The 24689-nt window shown below is 43.1% G+C and carries 19 protein-coding genes and 1 pseudogene; 15 read left to right on the top strand and 5 right to left on the bottom strand.

Annotated elements, in window-relative coordinates; genetic code table 11:
• The first annotated feature begins 33 nt into the window (after positions 1-33).
• The 5 genes from NST79_RS19050 to NST79_RS19030 all read left to right on the top strand — a co-directional run bounded on the left by NST79_RS19050 (position 34) and on the right by NST79_RS19030 (position 5774).
• Positions 34-498 (top strand): hypothetical protein, encoded by a 465-nt coding sequence (locus NST79_RS19050; protein ID WP_212060293.1) that lies wholly within the window; start codon positions 34-36, stop codon positions 496-498.
• Positions 499-681: 183 nt separating this feature from the next.
• The gene (locus tag NST79_RS19045) at positions 682-1251 is read left to right on the top strand and encodes a hydrolase (RefSeq protein ID WP_003227761.1); all 570 of its coding nucleotides are present in this window, start codon (positions 682-684) and stop codon (positions 1249-1251) included.
• Positions 1251-2609 carry an MFS transporter gene (locus NST79_RS19040; protein WP_212060313.1) on the top strand — a complete coding sequence of 453 codons (1359 nt, stop codon included), beginning with the start codon at positions 1251-1253 and terminating at the stop codon, positions 2607-2609. Before NST79_RS19045 ends, NST79_RS19040 begins: the two co-directional genes overlap by 1 nt.
• A 180-nt stretch (positions 2610-2789) precedes the next feature.
• Entirely contained in the window at positions 2790-4262 is a 1473-nt protein-coding gene (gene pucI, locus NST79_RS19035) for an allantoin permease (RefSeq protein ID WP_003243156.1), read from the top strand.
• A 105-nt stretch (positions 4263-4367) separates the two neighbouring features.
• Positions 4368-5774, top strand: a complete 1407-nt coding sequence (locus NST79_RS19030) for a right-handed parallel beta-helix repeat-containing protein (RefSeq protein WP_015251035.1) — start codon at positions 4368-4370, stop codon at positions 5772-5774.
• A gap of 92 nt (positions 5775-5866) precedes the next feature.
• Here NST79_RS19030 and NST79_RS19025 read toward each other — a convergent pair whose 3' ends face one another.
• Positions 5867-7057: an MFS transporter gene (locus NST79_RS19025; RefSeq protein ID WP_003227769.1), complete on the bottom strand. Its 1191-nt coding sequence runs from the start codon at positions 7055-7057 to the stop codon at positions 5867-5869.
• A gap of 21 nt (positions 7058-7078) precedes the next feature.
• Positions 7079-7492, bottom strand: a complete 414-nt coding sequence (locus NST79_RS19020; RefSeq protein ID WP_003227771.1) for a MarR family transcriptional regulator — start codon at positions 7490-7492, stop codon at positions 7079-7081.
• Between the two features lie 224 nt (positions 7493-7716).
• On the opposite strand from NST79_RS19020, the gene NST79_RS19015 reads away from it, so the two are divergent.
• From NST79_RS19015 to flhP, 5 genes are all read left to right on the top strand, one after another.
• Positions 7717-7827 (top strand): protein usd, encoded by a 111-nt coding sequence (locus tag NST79_RS19015; protein WP_010886628.1) that lies wholly within the window; start codon positions 7717-7719, stop codon positions 7825-7827.
• 14 nt (positions 7828-7841) lie between these two features.
• Positions 7842-8123, top strand: a complete 282-nt coding sequence (gene spoIIID / locus NST79_RS19010; RefSeq protein ID WP_003221804.1) for a sporulation transcriptional regulator SpoIIID — start codon at positions 7842-7844, stop codon at positions 8121-8123.
• A gap of 165 nt (positions 8124-8288) precedes the next feature.
• Complete coding sequence (mbl, locus tag NST79_RS19005; protein WP_003227776.1) at positions 8289-9290, top strand: cell shape-determining protein Mbl; 1002 nt, start codon at positions 8289-8291, stop codon at positions 9288-9290.
• 162 nt (positions 9291-9452) lie between these two features.
• A complete protein-coding gene (gene flhO, locus NST79_RS19000; protein ID WP_015251036.1) occupies positions 9453-10265 on the top strand; it encodes a flagellar hook-basal body complex protein FlhO in 813 nt (270 codons plus the stop codon).
• Positions 10266-10297: 32 nt separating this feature from the next.
• A complete protein-coding gene (gene flhP / locus NST79_RS18995; protein ID WP_212060295.1) occupies positions 10298-11107 on the top strand; it encodes a flagellar hook-basal body protein in 810 nt (269 codons plus the stop codon).
• Between the two features lie 22 nt (positions 11108-11129).
• Here the strand turns inward: flhP and rapD are convergent, their stop codons facing one another.
• Positions 11130-12194 (bottom strand): aspartate phosphatase RapD, encoded by a 1065-nt coding sequence (gene rapD / locus NST79_RS18990; protein ID WP_029318731.1) that lies wholly within the window; start codon positions 12192-12194, stop codon positions 11130-11132.
• Between the two features lie 191 nt (positions 12195-12385).
• Here rapD and fabZ point away from each other — a divergent pair, with 191 nt between their 5' ends.
• Both fabZ and mscL read left to right on the top strand, forming a co-directional pair.
• Positions 12386-12811 (top strand): 3-hydroxyacyl-ACP dehydratase FabZ, encoded by a 426-nt coding sequence (gene fabZ, locus NST79_RS18985; RefSeq protein WP_003221796.1) that lies wholly within the window; start codon positions 12386-12388, stop codon positions 12809-12811.
• A 72-nt stretch (positions 12812-12883) separates the two neighbouring features.
• Positions 12884-13279, top strand: a complete 396-nt coding sequence (gene mscL, locus NST79_RS18980) for a large conductance mechanosensitive channel protein MscL (RefSeq protein ID WP_021445844.1) — start codon at positions 12884-12886, stop codon at positions 13277-13279.
• A 46-nt stretch (positions 13280-13325) separates the two neighbouring features.
• On the opposite strand, the gene NST79_RS18975 is transcribed toward mscL, so the two are convergent.
• Positions 13326-14297, bottom strand: a complete 972-nt coding sequence (locus NST79_RS18975) for a histidine kinase (RefSeq protein ID WP_250629456.1) — start codon at positions 14295-14297, stop codon at positions 13326-13328.
• A 177-nt stretch (positions 14298-14474) separates the two neighbouring features.
• Positions 14475-15788, bottom strand: a pseudogene (locus NST79_RS18970) (sensor histidine kinase); the annotation flags it as partial.
• Positions 15789-16594: 806 nt separating this feature from the next.
• Between NST79_RS18970 and NST79_RS18965 the strand changes: the two are divergent.
• The 3 genes from NST79_RS18965 to NST79_RS18955 all read left to right on the top strand — a co-directional run bounded on the left by NST79_RS18965 (position 16595) and on the right by NST79_RS18955 (position 24688).
• The gene (locus NST79_RS18965; protein ID WP_015384861.1) at positions 16595-17671 is read left to right on the top strand and encodes a response regulator; all 1077 of its coding nucleotides are present in this window, start codon (positions 16595-16597) and stop codon (positions 17669-17671) included.
• 317 nt (positions 17672-17988) lie between these two features.
• Positions 17989-23952 (top strand): SpaA isopeptide-forming pilin-related protein, encoded by a 5964-nt coding sequence (locus tag NST79_RS18960; protein WP_212060298.1) that lies wholly within the window; start codon positions 17989-17991, stop codon positions 23950-23952.
• Positions 23953-24049: 97 nt separating this feature from the next.
• A complete protein-coding gene (locus NST79_RS18955) occupies positions 24050-24688 on the top strand; it encodes a class A sortase (protein WP_015251045.1) in 639 nt (212 codons plus the stop codon).
• Position 24689: the final 1 nt, after the last annotated feature.

The following is a 24689-nucleotide window of genomic DNA, read 5'->3' as shown; positions in this document are numbered from 1 at the left end:
GTACTACATCAAATAATACACTGAGGGGGATGTATGATGAATAAAGGCGGCAGGCTGAGGAGAGCGGTACGCAAGTCGATTCCCGCGACGTTCCGATTGTTTTTAGCCTTTAATTTTTTCGTGTACGGTCTGGCGAAAGTGGTAATTGGCCAGTTTGGCGAGGTGACGCCTGAAATCGAGGCGGCTGCCGGGAAGGGGTTTACGATCGCGTGGACATTTTTCGGTTATTCTCATGTCTATGAACTGTTTATAGGTTTTTGTGAAATCCTGGCAGCTGTTTTATTACTGATTCCGCGAACGGCTGCATTAGGGGCGGTAATTTTTATGCCCATTATTGTGAACATCGTCTTGATTAACTATTGTTTTGATATTGGCGTGCAGGATCTTAGCACGATATTAATGGTTATGTGTCTCATCCTGCTTTGGGTGGACCGCCGCAAATTCATAGGCATTTTCAGGCAGGAACCGATAGACAGCAGGCAGGTGATGAAGCGATGACGCCCCTTATGATTACAGTGCTTGCCGGTTTGTTCGTATGCACAACCTGTTACTACTACATAAAAGAAAAATCATGAGACAACGCTCCTTCTGAGAATTTCACAAGCATCATAAAAGAACTTAGGCAGTGTGAAGAGTAAAATATGCAATGTGAGAAACACTAACAGTATCAGGAGGAGACGTATGATGAATACACTCAACATTGATTTTCAAAAAACAGCATTGGTTATCATTGATTTACAAAAGGGGATTGTGCCGATTGATCAAAGCGGCCAGGTTGTCCCGAACGCGAAAAAGCTCGTAGATGAATTTCGGAAACATAACGGGTTCATCAGCTTTGTAAATGTAGCCTTTCATGATGGAGCGGACGCCCTGAAGCCGCAAACGGATGAGCCTGCGCAGGGAGGTTCAGGGGAAATGCCGGCGGACTGGGCCGAATTTGTTCCGGAAATCGGTGTGCAGGATGGCGATTATACTGTGACAAAACGGCAATGGGGTGCTTTTTTTGGCACAGATTTAGACTTGCAGCTGAGACGTCGCGGCATTGATACGATTGTATTGTGCGGCATCGCAACGAATATCGGGGTGGAAAGCACAGCACGGGAGGCATTTCAGCTTGGCTATCAGCAGATTTTTATTACAGATGCCATGTCCACATTTAGCGATGAAGAGCATGAAGCCACACTGCGCTTTATTTTCCCGAGAATCGGTAAATCGCGGACAACGGAAGAGTTTCTGGAACAAGTGAAATGATGTTATCGAAAAAAAGCCGGGCTGTTTTTTTAACAGCGGTGGCTTCGGGAACAATGCTGAATCCGCTGAACTCGTCTATGATCTCTCTTGCGCTCCATAGCATCCAGCATGAGTTTCACCTCTCGTTTACAACGGTTTCCTGGCTGATTTCCTCGTTTTACTTGGCGAGTGCCGTAGCGCAGCCGGTTACGGGAAAGCTCGGTGATTTGATTGGGCGGAAACGCTTGTTTTTATTCGGGCTTATTCTTGTTGCGGTTTCTGCCATCGGGGCGCCGTTTGCGCCGACGTTTATGACATTATTGGTCATGCGGCTGTTTCAATCGGTGGGGAGCAGCGCGATTTATCCGTCAGGTGTCGGCTTGATTCGGAATCATATTCATGAGCGCCAAGCTTCAGCCTTGGCTGTACTCTCTATTTTTGCGTCCGCCATGACGGCGCTGGGGCCGACAGTCGGCGGTTTTTTGATTGTATGGGGAGGCTGGCCGGCGATCTTTATCGTTAATTTGCCGTTTATTATCCTCAGCTTCTTATTGGGCCTGTATATGTTCCCGAAAGATCAGAAAAAAGGGGCAGGAATCAAAACCATTATTCAGCAGCTCGACATTCTTGGAATTGTTTTATTTGCCGGGGGAATCATTTTCCTTCTATCCTTTTTGCTGTCGTTCAGCACGTCGCCGCATGCGGTTGAAGGTGTGCTTGGCTTGCTTCTGCTCTGTGCGTTTGTCTGGCGCGAGCTGAAAACGGATAAGCCGTTTATTGATGTCCGTCTGTTTAAAACACAGCGAAACCTGTCAGCCGTGTATGTTCAGTTTATTTTATTGAATGTTTTCTTCTATTGTTTATTTTTTGGTCTGCCAAGTTACTTTCAGGATGAAATGCATCTTTCTGTTCAAACGAGCGGCCTGTTTATGCTGTTTATGTCTGGAATGAGCATCGTTGTGTCACCTCTAACCGGCAAATGGATCGACCGATCTGGTGTCGTCAAGCCGATCTTTGCGGGAGCGCTTTTGATGACGGCTGGAGCCGTGCTCTTAACCATCTTTTTTATCAATGTCGAGACCATTGGGAAAGGCCTCATTCTATCGCTCTTGGGTATAGGCTACGGACTGGGAAATGTCGCGCTTCAGGCAGCGATGCTGAAAACGAGTCCTTCCAACATGGTAGGAACGACTTCAGGCCTGTTTCAAACCTGCCGTTACCTAGGATCGATTTTGTCTTCGGTGATCCTTGGCATTCTTTTTGGTAAAGAAATCACGGCAGCCCATTTTGATATGATGGGAATCATTATGACCATAGCGGGCGGAGCAAGCCTGTTAATGGCTGTGAGATTTGCTGCATTAATGAAAACTGCATCTTGAGAAAGAGACGGGCTCTGAGGTCTGTCTCTTTTTCTTGTTTAAGCTGTTCAAATACAAACGGGAAAATTGTATATCATAGCCAGTGTTATTGTCTGACCTTTCAGTTATATTAAGTGACATCTAATGTCAAAAAAAATAACATGTGACGACATATAGACAATATGGAAAGGGGAGCCGGCTATGAAATTAAAAGAGAGTCAGCAGCAATCCAACAGGCTGAGCAATGAAGATCTGGTGCCTTTGGGACAGGAAAAACGGACGTGGAAAGCAATGAACTTTGCCTCCATTTGGATGGGATGTATACATAATATACCGACATACGCGACGGTGGGAGGATTAATCGCGATCGGCCTTTCGCCTTGGCAGGTGCTGGCGATCATTATTACGGCATCGCTTATCTTATTTGGCGCTCTTGCCTTAAACGGCCATGCGGGGACAAAATACGGGCTGCCGTTTCCCGTGATCATCCGGGCTTCTTATGGGATATACGGCGCAAATATCCCGGCGCTTCTGAGGGCGTTTACAGCGATCATGTGGCTTGGCATCCAGACCTTTGCGGGCAGCACGGCACTGAACATTTTGCTTTTGAATATGTGGCCGGGCTGGGGGGAAATTGGCGGCGAGTGGAACATTCTCGGCATTCACTTGTCCGGTTTGCTTTCCTTTGTATTCTTTTGGGCCATTCATTTACTCGTATTGCATCACGGCATGGAGTCGATTAAACGTTTTGAGGTGTGGGCAGGGCCTTTAGTGTATCTGGTATTTGGCGGCATGGTATGGTGGGCCGTTGATATTGCCGGAGGATTGGGCCCGATATACTCTCAACCAGGAAAGTTTCATACGTTTTCAGAAACATTCTGGCCGTTTGCTGCCGGAGTTACTGGCATCATCGGCATCTGGGCGACATTGATCTTAAATATACCTGATTTTACACGGTTTGCTGAAACACAAAAAGAGCAAATCAAAGGACAATTTTACGGTTTGCCGGGAACATTTGCGCTGTTCGCATTCGCTAGTATTACGGTGACCTCCGGCTCGCAGGTCGCGTTCGGAGAGCCGATTTGGGATGTTGTCGATATTTTGGCGCGGTTTGATAACCCTTATGTCATCGTCTTGTCCGTGATCACGCTCTGCATCGCCACGATCTCTGTAAATGTTGCGGCGAACATCGTATCGCCCGCTTATGATATAGCGAATGCCCTGCCGAAATATATCAATTTCAAACGTGGCAGCTTTATCACAGCGTTGCTCGCTTTATTTACGGTTCCATGGAAGCTGATGGAGAGCGCGACAAGCGTGTATGCGTTTCTTGGCTTAATAGGCGGCATGCTTGGACCGGTGGCAGGCGTGATGATGGCCGACTATTTTATCATTCGCAAACGTGAGCTCTCGGTAGATGACCTGTATTCCGAAACAGGACGGTATGTGTATTGGAAGGGCTACAATTACCGTGCGTTTGCAGCCACAATGTTAGGAGCGCTGATTTCGCTGATTGGCATGTATGTTCCTGTATTGAAGAGCTTATACGATATTTCTTGGTTTGTAGGTGTGCTGATTTCCTTTCTTTTCTACATTGTTCTGATGCGTGTTCACCCGCCTGCATCATTGGCAATTGAAACAGTTGAACATGCGCAGGTCCGCCAGGCTGAATAAGATCTATTTAGACGGTATATTTTCATATTTTTGAAATGGTTTTCCATAAATAGAACATTTATAATGGTTTTAGAAATCTATTCTAAAACGAAATGGGAATCGAAAATGAGAAAATGGTATTTTATTCTTTTGGCGGGTGTTTTAACGTCTGTCATCCTCGCTTTCGTTTATGATAAGACAAAAGCGAATGAGGAAGGATCTGGGGATTATCTGTATGTTTCGCCAAATGGCAGTGATCAAAATGAAGGAACAAAAGAAAAGCCGTTTCGTACATTGGCACACGCATCTGAGAAGGCTGCTGCCGGCACAACGGTCATGATTCGGGAGGGCACGTATCATGAGACCCTTGATGTAAAGCACAGCGGTACGGACGGAAAGCCTGTCACATTCCGAAACTATGAAAATGAAAACGTCGTGATTAGCGGTGAATCCGTTGCGAACGCTGAATATGAAACACCGCTTATTCGTATTCACGATAAACATGACATTGCCATCAGCGGTTTAACAATTCAAGATCTTTCTGTTTCATCTGAGGAAGCAACTGCTATAGGGATTTATGTATCAGGGTCCAGCAGTCATATCGCCATTAAGGATAATCACATCCGGGGGATTAAGACAACAGCGGATGAAGGAAATGCTCACGGAATCGCAGTTTATGGGACTGGCAGCATGAAAGACATCCGAATCGAGGACAATACAGTTGAGAAACTGACGCTTGGAGCGAGTGAAGCAGTTGTGCTGAACGGTAATATCGACGGCTTCACAGTTGCAGGCAATGTGGTCCGCAACAATAATAACATCGGGATTGATCTAATTGGTTATGAGGGAACCGCGGATAAAAACGATTACGTGCGAAACGGAGTCGTAGAAAACAATACAGTTTATCAAAACTCGACTTACGGCAATCCTGCTTATGGAGATGAATACTCAGCGGGCGGGATTTATGTCGATGGAGGACACGATATCGAAATTAAGAACAACACAGTTTACGATAACGATATTGGGATTGAAGCAACGTCTGAACACAAAGGAAAGTATGCAAATGCCATTCAGATCACAGACAACAAAGTGTACAACAATGCGTACACCGGTATTTCAATCGGAGGATATGACAAAAAGCGGGGCGGCACTAGCAATTCTCTGATTGCCCGCAATATTATGTACCGGAATGACACAAAGGGACTGTACGGCGGACAGCTGCTGCTGCAGTACGATACGAAAAACAACACAATTGAAAAGAATATATTGACGGCCGGTGATTCCAGATTATTTATCGGAAACGATTTTACAGAAAATGAAGGAAATACGGTCAATCATAACGTGTACCACAAGGAAGCGGATCAAGACGGCATATGGATGTGGAAAAAGAAAGAATATGATTCATTTTCTTCGTATCGAAAAGCAACAAAAAACGATCAGCAATCCATTTATGCCGACCCGATGTTTCGTGATGAAGCGTCCTATGATTTTTCGTTAGATCCTGATTCACCTGCGCGGCCTGTCATTGAATAATTGCTATAAGCGGCGTTCTCTCGTTCAACCGAGAGGGACGCCGTTTTTTATATGCAAAAAAGACTGCCGGGATTTCCCGGCAGTCTGACAAGTTATTCTGCAATAGACACTTTTCCTTCAGCCTCAGCAGGTTTTTTCTGGCTCCACGTGTAGAGAAGCAGGGCAATTAAAACGAACAGCCCCGCTGTTAAATAAATGGCAGAGAAGCCGGCAGATGCTACAAACAATCCGAATACATAAGATCCTACAGCAATTCCGCTGTCAAAGAAGGTAAAGAACGTTGCCGTTGCAAAACCGGAGCGGTGAGCCGGAGATTTCTGAATCGCCAATGTTTGCATGCAAGGAACGATTGATCCGTAGCCAAGACCGATAACCGCCCCTGAAAGCAGAAGCATTAAGCCGCTATGTGTGAAGGACAGCATGCAGAGTCCAACAGAGAAAATCAGGATTGATGGGTAAATGACAATGCCCGGTCCGACTTTGTCGAACAATTTCCCTGTGAACGGGCGTGCAATCATCATTGTCACCGCAAAGCAAACAAAGAAATATCCGCTGATATCCGAAAGGTCAACTGATTTGGCGAATACAGACAGATATGATGTGACTGTTGAATAACAGAAAGAAATAAACAAACCGACCGTCGCAATTTTAAGTGCGCCCTTTTCAAACATATCCGAGAACGCAAAACGGAATACAGTCGTACCGCTGTCCTTACTTTGCGGCACTTTTATCAAGAACGAAACAAGTAAGCCCGCAACCATAAACAGCGCAAAGGCTGTAAAGAATACAGGAAAGCTTACCACTCTCATCAAATTCAGACCAAGGAAAGGTCCGATCGCCATAGCGAGGTTCATAGACATGGCAAAGTATCCAAGCCCTTCACCGCGCCGTTTGGCTGGAATAATATCAGCGGCAATTGCACCTGTAACAGTCGTTAAAATGCTGAACCAAATCCCTTGGAAGAACCGCAATCCGAGCAGCAGGGAAAAGTTATGAATCGGCATATACAGAAAAGATGATAGGGCGAAGAGCGCCATTGATACAATCGCCATTCTTTTCTTCCCGAAACGCTCAACGATGGCTCCGGAGAAAGGCCGTGTAATGATCGCAGACAGAAGGAACAGGCTGATTAAAAGCCCGCCTTGTGATTCTGTGCCGCCAAGCTCTTGCAGCGTATAGATCGGCAATACAGTTAAAAATGTATAAAAGAACACAAACACAAATAAATTGACAAGCAGGACCATAATAAAATCTTTGGTCCATATCGCATCCGCTTTTTTCAAATGTATGTCACTTCCTTATTTTCATTGTTGTAAAAACATGCGGAATAAATGAGAAAAAGCTTCTTTATCTTCATCCCGGAAATCAGCAAGCAGCTCTTCCTCGAATTTCAGCATTTTCACATTGATTTCTTCGTATTTTTTCTCGGCTTCTTTTGTGAGGACAACAAGTTTTTCCCGTTTGTCTTCACCTTGCCGTCTCTGAACCCAGCCGTTCTCCTCCAGGCGTTTGATCGTCCGAGTCACAGTCGGCGCTTCCACATTTAAATAGGACCAAATCTCTTTTTGAGTCATTGGTCCGATCGTACGCAAACAATATAAAACTGACCATTGAGATGAATAAAGGCCGAATGGCTCTAGCTGTTCATTGGCTTTCTTGGCAATCAGGCGGGCGCTTTGGTTGATTTGATGAATGAGGTGTCTGTTGACGTAGGACATGTCGGTCTCCTTCTAAAAAACTTACCTAAGTAACTAATTGCTTATTTCATTTTACAGGAGCGATCGATAGTTGTAAAGGTGAAAATTTAGTGACGCGAAATAGTTTGCTGAATCTGAAAAAGTTCGTTTCACCCCTTGTCCTTATTGAGTTTTTAGCATATTCCCAAAAGAATGCTAATACACTGTTACAAACCTAACAAAGAGAGTGTTTGAGGTGAGGGATCGTGGGCATATTTCACAAACTTACTTTTAAAACCATACAACGAAGAAGCGGCATAATGAACGACTCTTTACAGAATACGGATCTCATTTCACACTTCTCACATCCATTTTAGGGAGGTCGAGTGGTGTGCACGATTACATCAAAGAGCGAACAATCAAGATAGGGAAGTACATCGTGGAGACAAAGAAAACCGTTCGTGTCATTGCGAAGGAATTTGGTGTTTCCAAAAGTACAGTACACAAGGATTTAACAGAGCGTCTGCCTGAAATTAACCCCGACTTGGCAAACGAAGTGAAAGAAATACTCGATTATCATAAATCCATCAGGCATTTAAGAGGAGGAGAAGCGACAAAGCTCAAATATAAAAAAGATGAAATTCTCGAAGGAGAGCCTGTTCAGCAATCGTAATCACCTGGCATTGCCTTCTTGAAATCGTTCATAAAACATCCGCAAAAATTTGTAAAGAACTTATTGTGCTTCCAACTTTTTTTCTATATTTTATGATAATATATATAATTAGGGCACAATGTGGATATTTACTGTGAAACAGATTTTCAAGGAGGATATAAATAGATGTTTGCAAGGGATATTGGTATTGACCTCGGTACTGCAAATGTACTGATCCATGTTAAAGGTAAAGGAATTGTTCTGAATGAACCTTCCGTTGTTGCACTTGATAAAAACAGCGGCAAAGTGCTGGCGGTTGGCGAAGAGGCAAGACGAATGGTTGGACGTACACCTGGGAATATTGTTGCGATTCGCCCGCTGAAAGACGGAGTTATTGCTGACTTTGAAGTAACAGAAGCAATGCTGAAACATTTTATTAACAAGCTGAATGTAAAAGGCCTGTTCTCAAAGCCGCGCATGCTCATTTGCTGCCCGACGAATATTACATCCGTTGAGCAAAAAGCAATCAAAGAAGCTGCAGAAAAAAGCGGCGGGAAACATGTGTACCTTGAAGAAGAACCTAAAGTTGCCGCTATCGGCGCGGGTATGGAAATATTCCAGCCAAGCGGTAACATGGTTGTAGACATCGGAGGCGGGACGACGGATATCGCGGTTATTTCAATGGGCGATATTGTCACCTCCTCTTCTATTAAAATGGCTGGGGACAAGTTTGACATGGAAATCTTAAATTATATCAAACGCGAGTACAAGCTGCTGATCGGCGAACGTACTGCGGAGGATATTAAGATTAAAGTCGCAACTGTTTTCCCAGACGCACGTCACGAGGAAATTTCCATTCGCGGACGGGACATGGTTTCCGGTCTTCCAAGAACAATTACAGTAAACAGTAAAGAAGTTGAAGAAGCCCTTCGTGAATCTGTCGCTGTTATTGTTCAGGCTGCGAAACAAGTGCTCGAAAGAACACCGCCTGAACTTTCTGCTGATATTATTGACCGCGGCGTTATTATTACCGGCGGAGGCGCGCTCTTAAACGGCCTTGACCAGCTGCTTGCTGAAGAGCTGAAGGTACCGGTCCTCGTTGCTGAAAATCCTATGGATTGCGTAGCCATCGGCACAGGTGTCATGCTTGATAATATGGACAAGCTTCCTAAACGCAAACTAAGCTGATTTCACAAACCTCATTCTGAAAAAGAATGAGGTTTTTTTATGAAAAAGCCTTCACGAAAAGATGTTAAATGACGATAATAGGATAAAATACTGAGTTTTTATTATAGAACGAACGTTCCTATATGACAACTGGAAAAAATGCCATTTTTAGAGGTGGGAAATTTGTTAAAAGGATTATATACAGCAACATCCGCAATGATTGCCCAGCAGCGAAGAACGGAAATGCTTTCAAATAATATTGCTAACGCAAATACATCAGGATATAAAGCTGATCAAGGCTCTATGCGCGCGTTCCCTGAGATGCTGCTTAGCAGAATAGAATCAAAATCTCCGGCCGGGACATCAAGGACGGAAATCGGTTCCGTGAATACCGGAGTATATATGCAGGAGCTCAAGCCTCTCTTTACACAGGGAAGCCTGAAGTCCACAGACCAGCCTACAGACATTGCATTGATCGAAAATCAAGTTCCGATGAATGCGGAAACCAATGAAAAAGCTGCTCTGTTTTATCCGGTTCAAACAGCGGATGGAATCCGTTATTCAAAAAGCAGCACATTTTCACTAAATGAGAACAATCAGCTGACGATCAACGGACGCCCTATTTTATCGACGGATCGCCAGCCAATCACTGTTGATAATGAGAATTTCACTGTGTCTGAAAACGGTACTGTGACAACGAACGGACGCACAGCCGGCCAGATTGATGTCAGAATGGCGGAAGATGTCCGCAATCTCAAACGGGACGGAAATGATTTGTACAGCACGGCGGACGGTAATGATCTGCCAAGCGCAGCCGGAAATAATCAGGTATCTTATTCATTAAAACAAGGCGTCTCAGAGCTTTCAAACGTGGATGTGACAAGCGCCTATACAGAAATGACTGAAGCGTACAGATCGTTTGAGGCTAATCAGAAGGTTATTCAGGCTTACGATAAAAGTATGGATAAAGCAGCAAATGAAATCGGAAAAATTTAAGATAACGGAAGAAAAAACGGGGGATATCAACTATGCTCAGGTCAATGCTAACGGCATCAACAACCTTAAACCAGCTGCAGCAGCAGATTGACACAATCAGCAGCAACCTTTCAAACAGCAACACAACCGGCTATAAGGCAAAAGATACGAATTTTTCTGAGCTTGTCAGACAGCAATTCGATCAGGTTGATGAAAAAAACGAGGAAGTGGCAAAAGCCCGAAAAACGCCGCCCGGCTTGCGCCTTGGCGTCGGAGCGATGATGAATTCACGCCTAGTCTCTGATCAAGGAAGCATTCAGAAGACCGATCGCGATCTGGATATCGCATTTACGTCTCCATACCAGTATCTTCAGGTAAATGTAAATGGAAACCGCCAGTATACGAGAGACGGAGCATTATATTTAACGCCTTCAGCCAATAATGCCAACCAGCTGCAGCTCGTCACTGGAAATGGGTATGCCGTACTTGATGAGAACGGCAATACAGTGACCATCGACAGCTCAATGAAGAATATCACCATCAATAAGAACGGCACCTTAACCGCATCTGACGGAAACGCGGTTCAGCGGTTTAATCTTGGCGTTGTCCAAGTGAATAACCCTCAAGAGCTGAAATCCGAAGGGAATAACCTTTTCTCTATTGATAATGCGGCAGCTTTTGAAGAGCTGAACGGCGCTAATAGACAAAACATCGGCATGCAGCAGGGCTCACTTGAGATGTCCAATGTCGATATTTCAGAACAAATGACAGATTTGATCACGTCCCAGCGTTCATATCAGCTGAACAGCAGAACGATCACAATGGGAGATCAAATGCTCGGTTTAATCAATTCAGTCAGATAATAAGAAAATGGGCGTTTTTCAATCAGCCGCGCATGATAAAAAAAGCGGCTTTTTCGAAATCGTCCTTTTTTTTGTAGTATTCCGTAATATCTTCTAATAGCACTTCTAAATCCACCCACGCCTCGATTTTTTCTAATTCAAGCACATATTCGAGCAGCTGCTCATAAGGGTCTTCGGCTGATGTGTAGAGGGCTTCAAGCGTTTTTAATTTTAAATAAATGGTTTGAATGTCTACCTTTTCAGATAATTCTTTTCCTTTTTGAAGGACGGCTTTAGCTTCTGTGATGTTCCCTGTTTTAAAAAGCGCTCTGACAGACTCGTACACACAATGAAGATATGAGACTGGTGAATTCATTTCAAATTCTTGATTCTTTAATACTTTCCTAAAGTAAAGAAGCGCTTCCTGGTCTTTTTTCTCGGTCGCTTTTAAAAAGCCAAGGTTATAATAAGCATGGCATAGCAGGTTTTCGTCATGTAGTTGCTGGGTTTTCTTAATGATTTCTTTGAAAAGCTGTTCAGCTTTTTCATAGCGTTCTTGATCAATATAATTCACGGCGAGCAAAAGTTTACAGGTGATTACCTTTTTGATATAGCCGAATTGGTGCAAATAGATGTGTAATGCTTTTTTGACGTATTGGACGGAAAGCGGCGGTGATTTCATCAAGTAATAGGCGCCGGCGGTTTGATAATATAAATCAGCGGCTTCAAACGTATTGTGAATGGCGGCCAGGTACTGTTCAGCTTTTTTAAAATGATGTACTGCATGTTTCGGAGCTGTTTTTACCATCTCATATAACCCAGAGAAAAAATACAGATAATATTTCAATTCATCATCCATTTTGTCTTCCAGGCCATATAGGTCATCGAACAATGAATCGAGTCCGTTCTGGTTTTCAAAAAGCAGCTGATGGCGGGCCTGAAACAATTGATAACGCATCCAAAGTTTTGTGTTCTTTTTGATCTTCGGAAGGTGCTGGTCAATTTTCTCTTTCAGTGTGCAAACGTGATTCATTTTGCGTTTGCTCATTGCGGAATACCACTCGTCTAACATGTTTAGCATTCTTTTTTCAATAAACTTCGAAATCATTTTCCTACCTCTTTGCTATTGGTAAAATCTATAATTATCATATCATAACTTTTGACGGCTCTCATTGACAGTTGGTTACATTTTAGCGCGGTTGAAAAAGAGATTAATTCATAATATACTTTTCAAATGTACAGATTGGATCTTTGATGATTGCTATACATACTAATGCAGATGAAGGAGATGTCAAGACAATGCTTGATACTCAGCAAATTAAAGAAATTATTCCTCACCGTTATCCGTTTTTGCTTGTGGATCGGATTACGGAAGTTGAAGAGGGCAAACGGGCAAAAGGCTATAAAAATGTAACCGCTAATGAAGAGTTCTTTAACGGACATTTTCCTCAGTACCCGGTTATGCCCGGCGTATTAATCGTAGAAGCACTCGCTCAAGTCGGAGCTGTTGCGATGTTGATTAAAGAAGAAAACCGCGGCAGACTGGCTTTTTTTGCAGGCATTGATAACTGCCGCTTTAAAAAACAAGTCAAGCCTGGTGACCAGCTTCACCTTGAGGTTGAAATCATTCGTGCCCGCGGCACAATCGGGCGCGGAAAAGGCGTTGCCACAGTTGATGGCGAAGTCGTTTGCGAAGTAGAACTGACTTTTGCCCTCGGAGAATAATTGAAAAAAGGCAGATGGCCAGCGGCACATTTGTCTTTTTTTCTTTACAAATATAGAAAAGCAGGTGATTGTATGTGGAATGAATTTAAAGCCTTTGCCATGCGGGGGAATATCGTAGACCTTGCGATTGGTGTTGTGATAGGCGGCGCTTTCGGAAAGATCGTCACATCTCTAGTAAATGATATCATTATGCCTTTGGTCGGTTTGCTGCTGGGAGGGCTTGACTTTTCAGGCCTGTCGTTTACGTTTGGCGATGCTGTAGTGAAGTATGGCAGCTTTATACAGACGATTGTGAACTTCTTAATTATATCGTTCTCCATTTTTATCGTCATTCGGACTTTGAATGGGTTAAGGCGCAAAAAAGAAGCAGCAGAAGAAGAGGCTGCGGAGGAAGCGGTGGATGCGCAGGAGGAGCTGCTGAAAGAAATCAGAGACCTGCTGAAGCAGCAAGCAAAGTCGCCGGAATAAAAAAGATGCCGTTAGAAACGGCGTCTTTTTTTATCTCAATTTTCGTTTAGGTTCGTTCTGTGTCCTTCAGTTCTTTAGGGCTTCCTGTTGTTTCAGCGAGATGAATGAGCATTGAGACAGAGGTGCCTGCATCCGGAGTGCTGCTGATCATCAACTCGCTTCCGCAAAAATGTTTCAGCCGCTGATTGATATTTTTCAATCCGACGCTGCGATCAAAATCCGTTGATAAGAGATCTATTTGTTTTTCCGGAGTTATCCCGGGACCGTTATCCTCTACTTTGATGTAATACTCATTTTTGCTTTGTTTTTTAGCTGTCAGTTTGATCCATCCTCCGCCTCTTTTCTTGCTGACACCATGAAGAACGGCATTTTCCACCAAGGGCTGAATCATTAAAGGCGGAAGGATAAAGTCAATGTCTTCATCTATATCGAAAAGAACCTCAAGCCGATTACCGAATCGCGTCTTTTCTATAGAAAGATAGGAATTGATAATTGAAAGCTCATGTCTGAAGGAACTGATGGCTGATGTATTTTGAAAGTCAAAACTCATTCTTAAATAGTTGGTAAATTCCTCTGTTACCTCCCGGGCCTTTTCAATATCCAAATGAGTGAGAGAAATAATCGTGTTTAATACATTATAAAGAAAATGAGGCTTGATTTGCGACTGGAGAAACGCCATTTCCATTCTTGTGGCTTGATTTGCTGTATGTTTCATCATGATCAGGTTTTGAATACGCGCCATAAATTCAGAGTAATGATAAGGTTTTTGCAAAATGTCATTCGCTCCGGCATGAAAAGCCTTGTATTTGTCATGGCCGATAATGGCAGCTGTAATGATCAGAACCGGAAGATCCACCATGCTGAATCGTTCGCGAATTTTCATACAGACTTCGAAACCAGTCATATCCGGCATCATCAAGTCCAAAATAACCAAATCAAGGTTTGTGCAAGAGATGATTTCTAATGCTTCCTTTCCGTTCTTCGCAGCAATCACATTGTAGGGCACACCTTCAAGCATATCGGTTAAAATTTTTAAACTGTCAATGTTATCATCGACAATCAGAATGGTTGGAGCGTCAATATGCACAGAGTAATAAGGCGTGCTAAATGAGATATCTGATAGATCTCTCTCGGATTGTAATTCAGGAAGACGTTTCTTTGTTTCAGAGACAGATTCATTTTGGGCGATCGGCAAGGTGAAATGGAATGCAGAACCTTTTCCTTCTTCTGATTCGACCCAAATATCTCCGTTTTGGAGCTGAACCAGCTGTTTGACAATGCTGAGGCCAAGACCAGCACCATCGTCTTTATTCTTTTCGGCTTGCTGAAAAGACTCAAAGATGGTTTGGCGATCGGCTTCTGAAATGCCGCTTCCTGTATCTGCTACTGTCACTTTGATCATGTTATCGTTCAGTCTTGAAGCAGAAAGTGTGATTTGGCCCTCTGTTGTATATTTGATTGCATTGTCTACTAAATTGGTTAATATTTGGCGGAAGCGGTTTTCATCTGCGAGCACTAAAGGAAGATCGTCAGGGATATGGTTCATCATATTCAAGTTTTTATGTCTCGATAAAAGATTGTAGAAATTCATTTCCGAACAAACTAAAGTATAAATATCAACAGGAACCGGGTGGATTTGAAGCATGCCTTGCTTTATTTTTTCTAAATCCAGGATGTCATTTACCAGATTGGACAGCCTGTAGCCCATGCGGATGACGAGCTGCATGTTTTCTTTCTCTTCTTCTATCGTTCTTTTTCCTTTGCCGGCCAGCAGGGTCTGGCATATATTAATGATGCTGTTCAGCGGTGTTTTGAATTCATGTGATGTTTTGGCAATAAATTCATCCTTTAGCCGGTCAATTCTGAGCAATTTCCACGACAGCACTTCATTTTCACGGAATGCCCCGGCAAATTGCTGCGCCATCAGCAGAACGATCGCCAGTAAAGCGATAACTGTTGGCAATGAATAAATCGAATTAAAGGAAAAGGCTGTTTTGCCGCTATAAGCTGAAATGGTGGTTAAAATGACAAAAGCACTCATTGATATAGAGGCGATGGTCAGATACAGACTTCCTTCCATTTTGCGGATCGCAGCAATCGTAAAAATATATGTAATATAAACCAGAGTCGAGACGGCTAGCACAGAATGTAAGATGTACGAGGTATGGCCGATAAAACCCACGGTTAAAAAATCTGTGACTAAGACCAGCCCGGAAGAAACAGTGGCAATGCGAATAAAACGCTTTGAAACAATCCCTCTGTAAGCAAAAAAGAGATAGAGAAAAACCGCAATGCTGACGAGCACAGTAGAGATTGCCCTCAATGAATTTAGCAGTGAAAATGAAATTGACGGATAGAGGAGAAATATAATCCGCTCTTTTCCGATCATCAGAATAATGAACGAAAACAGAAGACACATAACAGAAAAAAACAACAAATGTTTATCTTTTTTTCTTTGCAGGAAAAAGCCCAGAAAATATAATCCGGTAATGAAAAAAGCTGTAATCATGATTGTATCATTAAGAAAGGAAATTTTGTTTTCCCGCACTATTTGCTCCTGGGTGCCAAAAGTAATTGGCTTTGCGATTCCCCATCCCGGCGTTTTTCCGAAGTTCGAAAATTGTACGACAAGTTCATTGTCACCCTTGTGAAGCGTAAAAAAGCTCGTATATGGGCGGTTTTGTGCCGCAAAATCAGGTTTATTTGAAGGGTTGCCGCTTTGGCCAATGAATTGTCCATTAAAATAGATGCGATTGGCACTGTAAATAAACGACGTGCTGATCCCAAAAACCTGATTGTCTTGCTTTGATCTGATGGTCAGCTTATACGTTCCGTAATCCACATTGATACCCTGCTTGGCTAGCTTCACATTGCTGGGGACATCAACGAAGAGAGGATCTTTTCCTTTTGCTGAAGCGATCTCTTTTGGTGACAGAATCTGATTTGGATACAATGTCCATTCTCCGTTCAGCTGTACATTCCCATCCTTCTGAAAATTCCACTTCTCCAGGTTCATGACCCCATGCCTTGCCGCAGGAAGCGTTGTTCCGGAAAAATGGTCAATGGCAATGAAAACCATAAAAAATGCAGCGTAACCGAAAATAATCGAAGTAAAGATGAATTTTTCTTTCATATTATAGCTCCTTTATTCAAGCAGGCTCATTCTAAATTCCTACCTTTTTATAAATATTGTAAGTGCAAAATTTCAAAAACTACAATAGAAAGAAAAAGAATCCAGATAAAGGGGTTATTTGTCATGATATAATAGAAGTTATTTACTGATATCTCGATTTTACATATAGGGTGGGATGTTTTGTGAAAGCGTTAATTGTTGATGATGAGCACTTGGCATTGCTTCATTTTAAGAAAATGCTTGAACGAACAAACGCCTTTCAATCTATTATGGCGTATCAAGATCCGGTTGAGGCCTTAGAGCATCCTGAGACTCCTGCTGTAGATGCGGTGTTTCTTGATATTGAAATGCCGGGGGTAAACGGCATTGAGCTTGCTGAGGCGATTCAATCGATGAATGAAAACATCCAAGTCGTTTTCATCACGGCTTATAATGAGTTTGCTATCAAGGCGTTTGAGCTGAATGCCATTGATTATTTGCTGAAGCCTGTCATATACAAGCGGCTTGAGACAACTGTTGAACGAATCAAAACGAATAATATGCTGAGACAAAATGCAGAAAATACCGAGGCGCATTTTTCCATCCAATGTTTTGGGAGCTTGCAGTTTCATCAAACCTTAAAGGATGTCAAAACAAGCATTCCAGTCAAGTGGAGAACGTCGAAAGCACGTGAAATATACTTATTTTTACTTCACAATCAAGGCCATGTGGTCAGTAAAGACATGCTAATCGATCTTTTTTGGCCTCATTACGATGTTTCAAAAGCAAGCACCCAACTTTACTCAACCATTTATCAAATACGAAAATTATTCAGCCAGATCCCTTTCAGCCAAACTATCGAGAAGACTGATACTGGATATATTCTTCGGCTTTCAGGCGCAAAAATCGATGTTGTCGAATGGGAAAAATCACTAAAAGGGGCGCCGCCGCTCAATACGGCTACATTACATCTGCACATGGATATTTTCATGTCCTATCAAAATCATTACCTAATGGAGCACGGTTATCTTTGGGCAGAACCGGAAAAGACGCGTCTTTCCCAGCTTTGGCTTGGAAAGGCCTATGAACTGATCGATTATCATATTCATGAAATGAACGATCATCAAGCGATGGACATTTGCCTGCAAGCCGAGAAAATTGAGCCATGCGATCATAAAATTATGCAATACAAGCTGCAGCTATTCAACAAAAACGGGAAGGTAGAAGAGGCGATAAAAGAATATCAGCGTTACAAACAAATGAAGGATCAAATTAATTAAAGAACTCCAAACCAGTATGTGTCGATTGCTTTTCGATGCACACTGGTTTTTTTGTGCACTTAAAGGGAAGGCCTTCGCCATATGTCTCCTGGGTGAAACTTCAACTCTCTCCAATTCACTTCAATCATACATGATTTCTGAGTTGTACAGAAATTGTATAGTTCCATTTCATACAATGTAGTTTGGTTCGGATGGTAAATCTTAGTTTTGAAACTCATTCGGTATTAGCAGTTCTTTTTGGGGGATGAGACATGATGTTATGGTCTCGCGGATCAATCGGCAAGTGAAAGATAGATAAGAAAGGGAGGAATGAAAAGTTGAGAACGAGGAGTTTTCCCTTAGGGCTGAAAAAAAGCGGGCGGATCGTTATGATCATAAGCCTTGCCATCTTTTTCTTCTTCAGCCAGATTGCCAGCTATACTCTTACGGCACAGGCTGTGGATGTAACGTCCAGTGACAGCCAATTTTTCGATTTGGTAACAGTTAAGGACGCCAAAGGCCAGATAGTTGACGGATCAAAAGGAAACGAACCGGCACTAACACCGGGGGACGAAGTGACACTGACATATGAATGGTCATTGAAAAAAGACAAAAAAGCAGATAGCGAACAGGATATCAATGTGGAGATACCTAAAAGCTTTACATTTGATAAAGGTGCTGAAGGTGAGATCAAATCTGCTGATCAGGTCATCGGCAGCTATCAAGTGCCGGCGGGCAGCAGCACCATGACAGTAAAATTAACAACTGCATCCGCGGATTCTCTTGATGCCAAGGGGACCATTACACTGCCAGCTAAGTTTACTGCAGATGTAAAAGAAGATGAACATACAGCAGCAGCCCTTTTTCAGCTAGGCGGAGGCAAAACCCAGCAGGTGATCATTCCTGTTAAGAAAGAGGAGACACCAGATGCCGAGGCGGAAGAGCCAAAAAACGACTCTTCTGATACTGCGGGTGATCAGGAAGGGAAAGATGACAAACCTGCACCTTCAGTCAGCAAGGATCAAAAAGAGGAAGAACAGCAGCCGTCAGATGACTCTAAGAGCGGCGAAGCCTCTAAGAGTGATGATTCAAAAAAAGTGTCATCCTCAAGTCAATCAGCTTTCAAAAGCTTGCAAACTGAAGAAAAACAAATCACGCAAAATATTTTAACTGGCGTGACGTTGACGGACGAAAACGGAAAGCCATATGACAAGGGCAATCGCGCCAATACGAATTCTCCGGTGAAAATTTCAATTGATTGGGCTATTCCTGACGATTTAGGAAAAACGATCAATGCCGGCGATAAATATGAATTTGATTTGCCTAAAGAATTTATTATGCATAATGACATTGTGAACCTGCCGTTAGGCGCCGGAGACACCACCTACGGGACATTTTCTATTGATACGAACGGACATGTGGTGATGACATTTAACGGCGAGGTAAAAGAAAGTTCTAATGTCAAAGGCACATTGGTTATCAATACGCAGTTCAACGAGAAAAAAATAACGGGTTCGACAACACAAAAGATTCCATTCCCTGTGAATGCCGATACTCCTGAAACAACAGTTTATTTTAAACCCAATGTGAGTAAAACCATTGATAAATCAGGTGTGCTGGATAAAGGCATCAACCCTGGTAAAGTAACATGGACGGTCGATGTCAATAAAAAGTTGGATCAAGTCAAAAATGCCAAACTCGCGGAAAGCCTTCCAGATGGCGTAATCTACCGTTCAGTTAAAGTGTATGAACTCAATGTGAACATTGATGGTTCTGTCAGCAGAGGAAATGAAGTTTCTTCCGGCTACAGTGTTGATTCAAAAGGAAATGTCACATTTGAAGGGACAATTGATTCAGCCTACCGCCTTGTATACGAAACCGACATTGACAATGGTGCGAAGCCGAGTGAAGGCGGAAATATAACGCTGACAAATAAGGCGGCATTCAGCGGAGACAACCTGGAACCCATTTCTGCAGAAGCCACTGTTGCAGCCAAGTATGGAAAAATGATCGCGAAATCATCGACCGGCTATGATGGAGAATCTCAAACATTCAGCTGGGCTCTTGCATACAACTACGGTGAGAAACAGATCGACCAATCCAAGGCCAGCATTAAAGATTCTTTTGGAACTGGTGATTTGCATCTTGTGAAAGATTCTTTGAAGGTTATTCCTATTACCTTTGGTCAGAATGGCAGCGAGCAAGCGGGCACGCCTTTAAAGGAAGGCGAGGACTACACGCTGATCGATAATGGAAGCGGATTTGAAATCAAATTTAATAAAAACGTAACCAGCGCTTACAAAATCATATATCAAACAAAGGTCAACAGCGGAGTGATCATTGATAAATCTACAACATACACCAATAGCGTTGTAACCGGAACAGGGGATTCAAAAGAAGCTTCTGGAATAGCCATTCAGCAAAATCTCATCAAAGGATATTCAAACGTTGATTATGAGAAGAAGACGGTTGATTGGACGATTACAGTTAATAAAAATAAATACTTGATGAACAATTGGACTTTGGATGATCAATTTGAAAGCGGCGGAATGGTTCTGCTTGATGAATCGTTCAAGCTTCAAGACACAACGAACAACAAAACATTACAGAAAGACAAAGACTACACGTTAACAAAAAAACCTGATCATAAAGGCTTTACTTTGGCATTGATCGGGGATTATGCAAAAACAGACAGTCAATTTAAGATCACTTATACGACAACATTCAATGCCGATTATTCTAACGAAAGCGTTAAGAATACAGCTCAGTCGACATGGACTGATCAAAACGGCACTGAGCGCACGAATAAGGTATCAAGCGGTTTTACGCCGAATCATCAGACTTCAAATAATGGGTTTAAAAACGGCTCATACAACGCAGTTTCAAAGGAAATCACGTGGAAAATCGGCGTCAACTATAACGGCGAGCCGACGAAAAACCCTTATATCAAAGATGCCATAACAGATCCTCAGCAATTTGTGCCGGGTTCAGTTGTCGTTAAGAGTTATACGATCAATAAAAACGGCTCGATCACAGAAGGAGACGCGCTTGATCCTTCCAAGTATGATGTCGAAGAGCCTTCTGCGAAAAATGAACGCACGCTGACGGTACACCTTAAAACAGGCGATTCTGTACCATATCTGATTGAGTTTAAGACATCACTCAAAGGACAGGTCATTGATCAGAATCAGTATACAAACAAGGCAACCTACTATAATGACGGCTATGCAGACCGCACGTTAACAGGCTCTGTTTCAGTTGCGAACGGAGGAAGCCTGGTTTTCAAAGGCGGCAAACAAAATGGAAGCTACATCGATTGGAACATCAATGTCAACTCCAGCCAATCAACGCTGGATGACGTAAAAGTTACTGACACGCCGGATGAAAATCAAATATTAGATGCGGATTCTTTTAAAGTGTATCAAGCAAAATATGATGAAAACGGAGTGGTCAAAGACAGCAGCGGAAATCTGACCGCGGGAGATGTCGAGCTTCAAAAAGACAAAGACTACACGTTAGACATCAAAACGGACAATACAACAGGTGAACAATCGTTTGTCCTGAAATTCATAGGCAGCTATAAGCAAATTGATCGCGCCTATGTGATCAAATACCGGTCTCTGATTAACATAGCCGGCACGAGCGGCCATGTTAAAAATAAGGTGTCCATTTCAGGAACAAATGTGAAGGAGCAGACTCAAGAAAACAGCAGCTCGATCTTTGTTGCCATTTCAAGCGGCGACGGTTCCGGATCCGGAGAAAAAGGAAGCCTGACGATTTTTAAGACTGGAGAGGACGATAAAGCTCTTGAAGGAGCAGAATTCCAGTTATGGTCTGAGGACTCCAAACAGCTCCTCCGCACTGGTACGACGGATGCCGGCGGGAAGCTTACATTCGGAAATATTCGCTACGGTTCCTATGTATTAAAAGAAGTAAAAGCGCCTGACGGATATACCATCAGTGATGCTTATGCAAAAGGAGTCTCTGTAAAGATAGACAGCAACTCCTCCAAGCCAGGAGCGCTGTACAAAGTCGTAAATCAACAGAACAAGGTGACGCTTATCAAACAAGACGAACAAAACAATCCTTTGGCGGGTGCTGTTTTTAAGCTGGAGAAAAAATCAAATGACGGCACCTATACTCTCATACGAACAGATATAAAATCTGATAAAAACGGAAAAGTAGAAATGAACGGTTTGCCGGCGGGCTACTATCGCTTGACAGAAACACAAGCTCCTGAAGGCTTTATCGTAAATACAAAAGCGATTCACTTCTCAATCGCAAAGAATGAAAAGAATCAAGTGTCTGACGTCAATTTGGGGGCAATGACCAATTATCAAGGAAAAGTCTCTCTGACGAAGGAAAATGCTGAAGGCCAGAAACTTGAAGGCGCAGTATTCAACATTGTCGATCAAGATGGAAAGATCGTTCAAGAGAAGCTGACTTCAGATAAAGACGGAAAAATTGAGGCTTCGGGCCTTGCACCGGGCCATTACGCCTTTGTGGAAACAAAAGCGCCAGCCGGCTATGTGCTGAATACAAAGAAAAAAGAATTTACCATCTCAGAATCTGCAGCAGGAAAGCCTGAAGCCGCAGATGCCGGAATCGCCGTTAACGATAAAGGCTCTGTTGAGCTGACGAAGGAAGATGCAGATGGCCAGAAGCTTGAAGGAGCCGTCTTTAAGATTATCGACAAGGAAGGTAATGCGGTTCAAGAAGGACTGACCTCAGATAAAAACGGGAAAGTCGCAGCTTCAGGCCTTGCACCGGGACAATACGCTTTTGTTGAAACGAAAGCGCCAGCCGGTTATGTGCTGAACACAGAGAAAATAGAGTTTGAGATCTCTGATTCCTCTGAAGGAAAGCCTGAAGCTACAGATGCCGGGATCGCCATTAATCATAAAGGCTCCGTTGAGTTGACGAAGGAAAATGCTGAAGGCAAGAAGCTTGAAGGTGCAGTATTCAACATTGTCGACGAGGAAGGAAATACGGTTCAAGAAGAGCTGACTTCCGATAAAGATGGAAAAGTAAAGGCTTCGGGCCTTGCACCGGGACGTTACGCCTTTGTTGAAACGAAAGCGCCAGCCGGTTATGTGCTAAACACGGAGAAAAAAGAGTTTACCATTTCTGAATCAGCAGCAGGAAAGCCAAAATCCGCTGATGCCGGGATCGTCGTGAACTATCAAGGATCGGTTCAGCTGACGAAGGAAGATCAGGATGGAAAAGGCTTAGCAGGCGCGGTATTCAAAATCACTGACAGCAATGGGAAAACAGTGAGAGACGATCTAGTCTCAAAAGAAGGCGGCAAAATTGAAGTTGACGGGTTAGCGCCGGGAAGCTATCAATTTATAGAAAAACAGGCGCCAGACGGGTATCTATTATCCGCCATCCCTGTGCCATTCACCATTAAGGCAGAAAACGGCGGCAAACCTAAACAAGTTGAAGTAACAGCGGTTAATACGAAGAACCGGGTTGTCCTCACAAAAGTGGATCAGCATGATCAACGTAAAGTTCTGCAAGGCGCAGAATTCAATTTGACAGACGCCAACGGCAAAGTGCTGAAGTCCGGTTTGGTTACCGATGACAAAGGACAAATCACGGTGCATGGCCTCAAAGCTGGCGATTATCAGTTTGTAGAAACAAAAGCGCCTAAGGATTATGAGGTGGACCAAACTCCTATATCGTTCAAGATCACAAACACAGACACGAAAACAGTCGAAATCACCGCGGAAAACATTTTGGCACCAGGTGACGTAAATGTGAAAAAAGTGGATCAAGACGATAAAAATACCGTTTTGGAGGGCGCTGAATTCAAGTTATTGGACGAAAGCGGCAAGCCTGTAAAAACTGACGGGTATGGAAAAGAGCTTTCTGAACTCTGGAAAACAGATCAAAATGGGCAGTTCACTGTAAAAGGCCTTGCGCCGGGAAGCTACCAGTTGATTGAAACGAAGGCTCCCGAAGGTTATAAACTTGACGAAACACCGATTGAATTCACAATTGAAAAAGGACAGTCAAAAGCTGTTGAGATCGTTGTTTCTAATCAAAAAGTGAAAACACCAACGCCTGATAAGCATGATCATCCTGATAAACCTGCACCGGGTGGAAATGGAAAAGATGATGGAGATCATCCGAATACCAATGGTACAGATGGCAGCTCGGATGGTCAGTCGAACACAGACAAAACCCTCCCAAAAACCGGAGATACAGACAGCATGCTGACAGCAATGATCGGTATCCTGCTGCTTATGGCAGGCGGAGGCTTAGCTGTTGCCTCAAGAAAGAAACAAAGAAAAGGATAAAGTTGAAGGCACCTGATCATCGAAGAATCGATCAGGTGCTTTTTTGAAAAGTGACACGAAGCGTTTTTAGAAGGATGCATAAGAAAGGGTTTTTTGCATGTACAAGAAAATGATCATTACAGTGTTCATCCTTTTCGGACTGCTGCTGATCTCTTCTCCTTATATCAAAGGTGGAATTATAGCTTATCTTAGCAAAAGCCAGAGTGAATCGGCCTTAACTGTGGAGCAGTTGAAAAAAAATAATGAGAGAGAAGCGGAATTTGAATTTGATTCAATCGAGCCGCCTGAGTTAATGGATGCTGTAAAGGCCGGCTTTGATCACGATCAAAAAGCGGTTATCGGGCGGATAACAATTAAAAGTGTCGATCTGGAGCTTCCGATCGTAAAAGGCACAACCAATGAAAATCTTTTGATAGGGGCGGCAACAATGCGCCCGGATCAAAAAATGGGTGAGGGAAATTATCCGTTGGCGGGCCATCATTTGAAGCAAAAGAATCTTCTGTTCGGACCTCTGGAAAACATAAAAACAGGTGCCCAAATTGTCATCACGGATTTTAAAAAGGATTATATCTATTCTGTAACATCTAAAGACATCATATCGGAAATGGGTGCAGATGTAATTGAGGAGACGAACAAAAAAGAGATTACGTTAATCACATGTGACAAGGCGGTCAAAACTGAAGGGCGCCTTGTTGTGAAAGGGGAATTGGTTGATTCTTTTGGCCATACAAATTAAA

The organism is Bacillus sp. PS196 (assembly GCF_037963555.1).
Classification (GTDB): Bacteria; Bacillota; Bacilli; order Bacillales; family Bacillaceae; genus Bacillus; species Bacillus subtilis.
The sequence above is the reverse complement of the archived record's forward strand: the minus strand, read 5'-3'. Positions and strand labels throughout refer to the sequence as shown.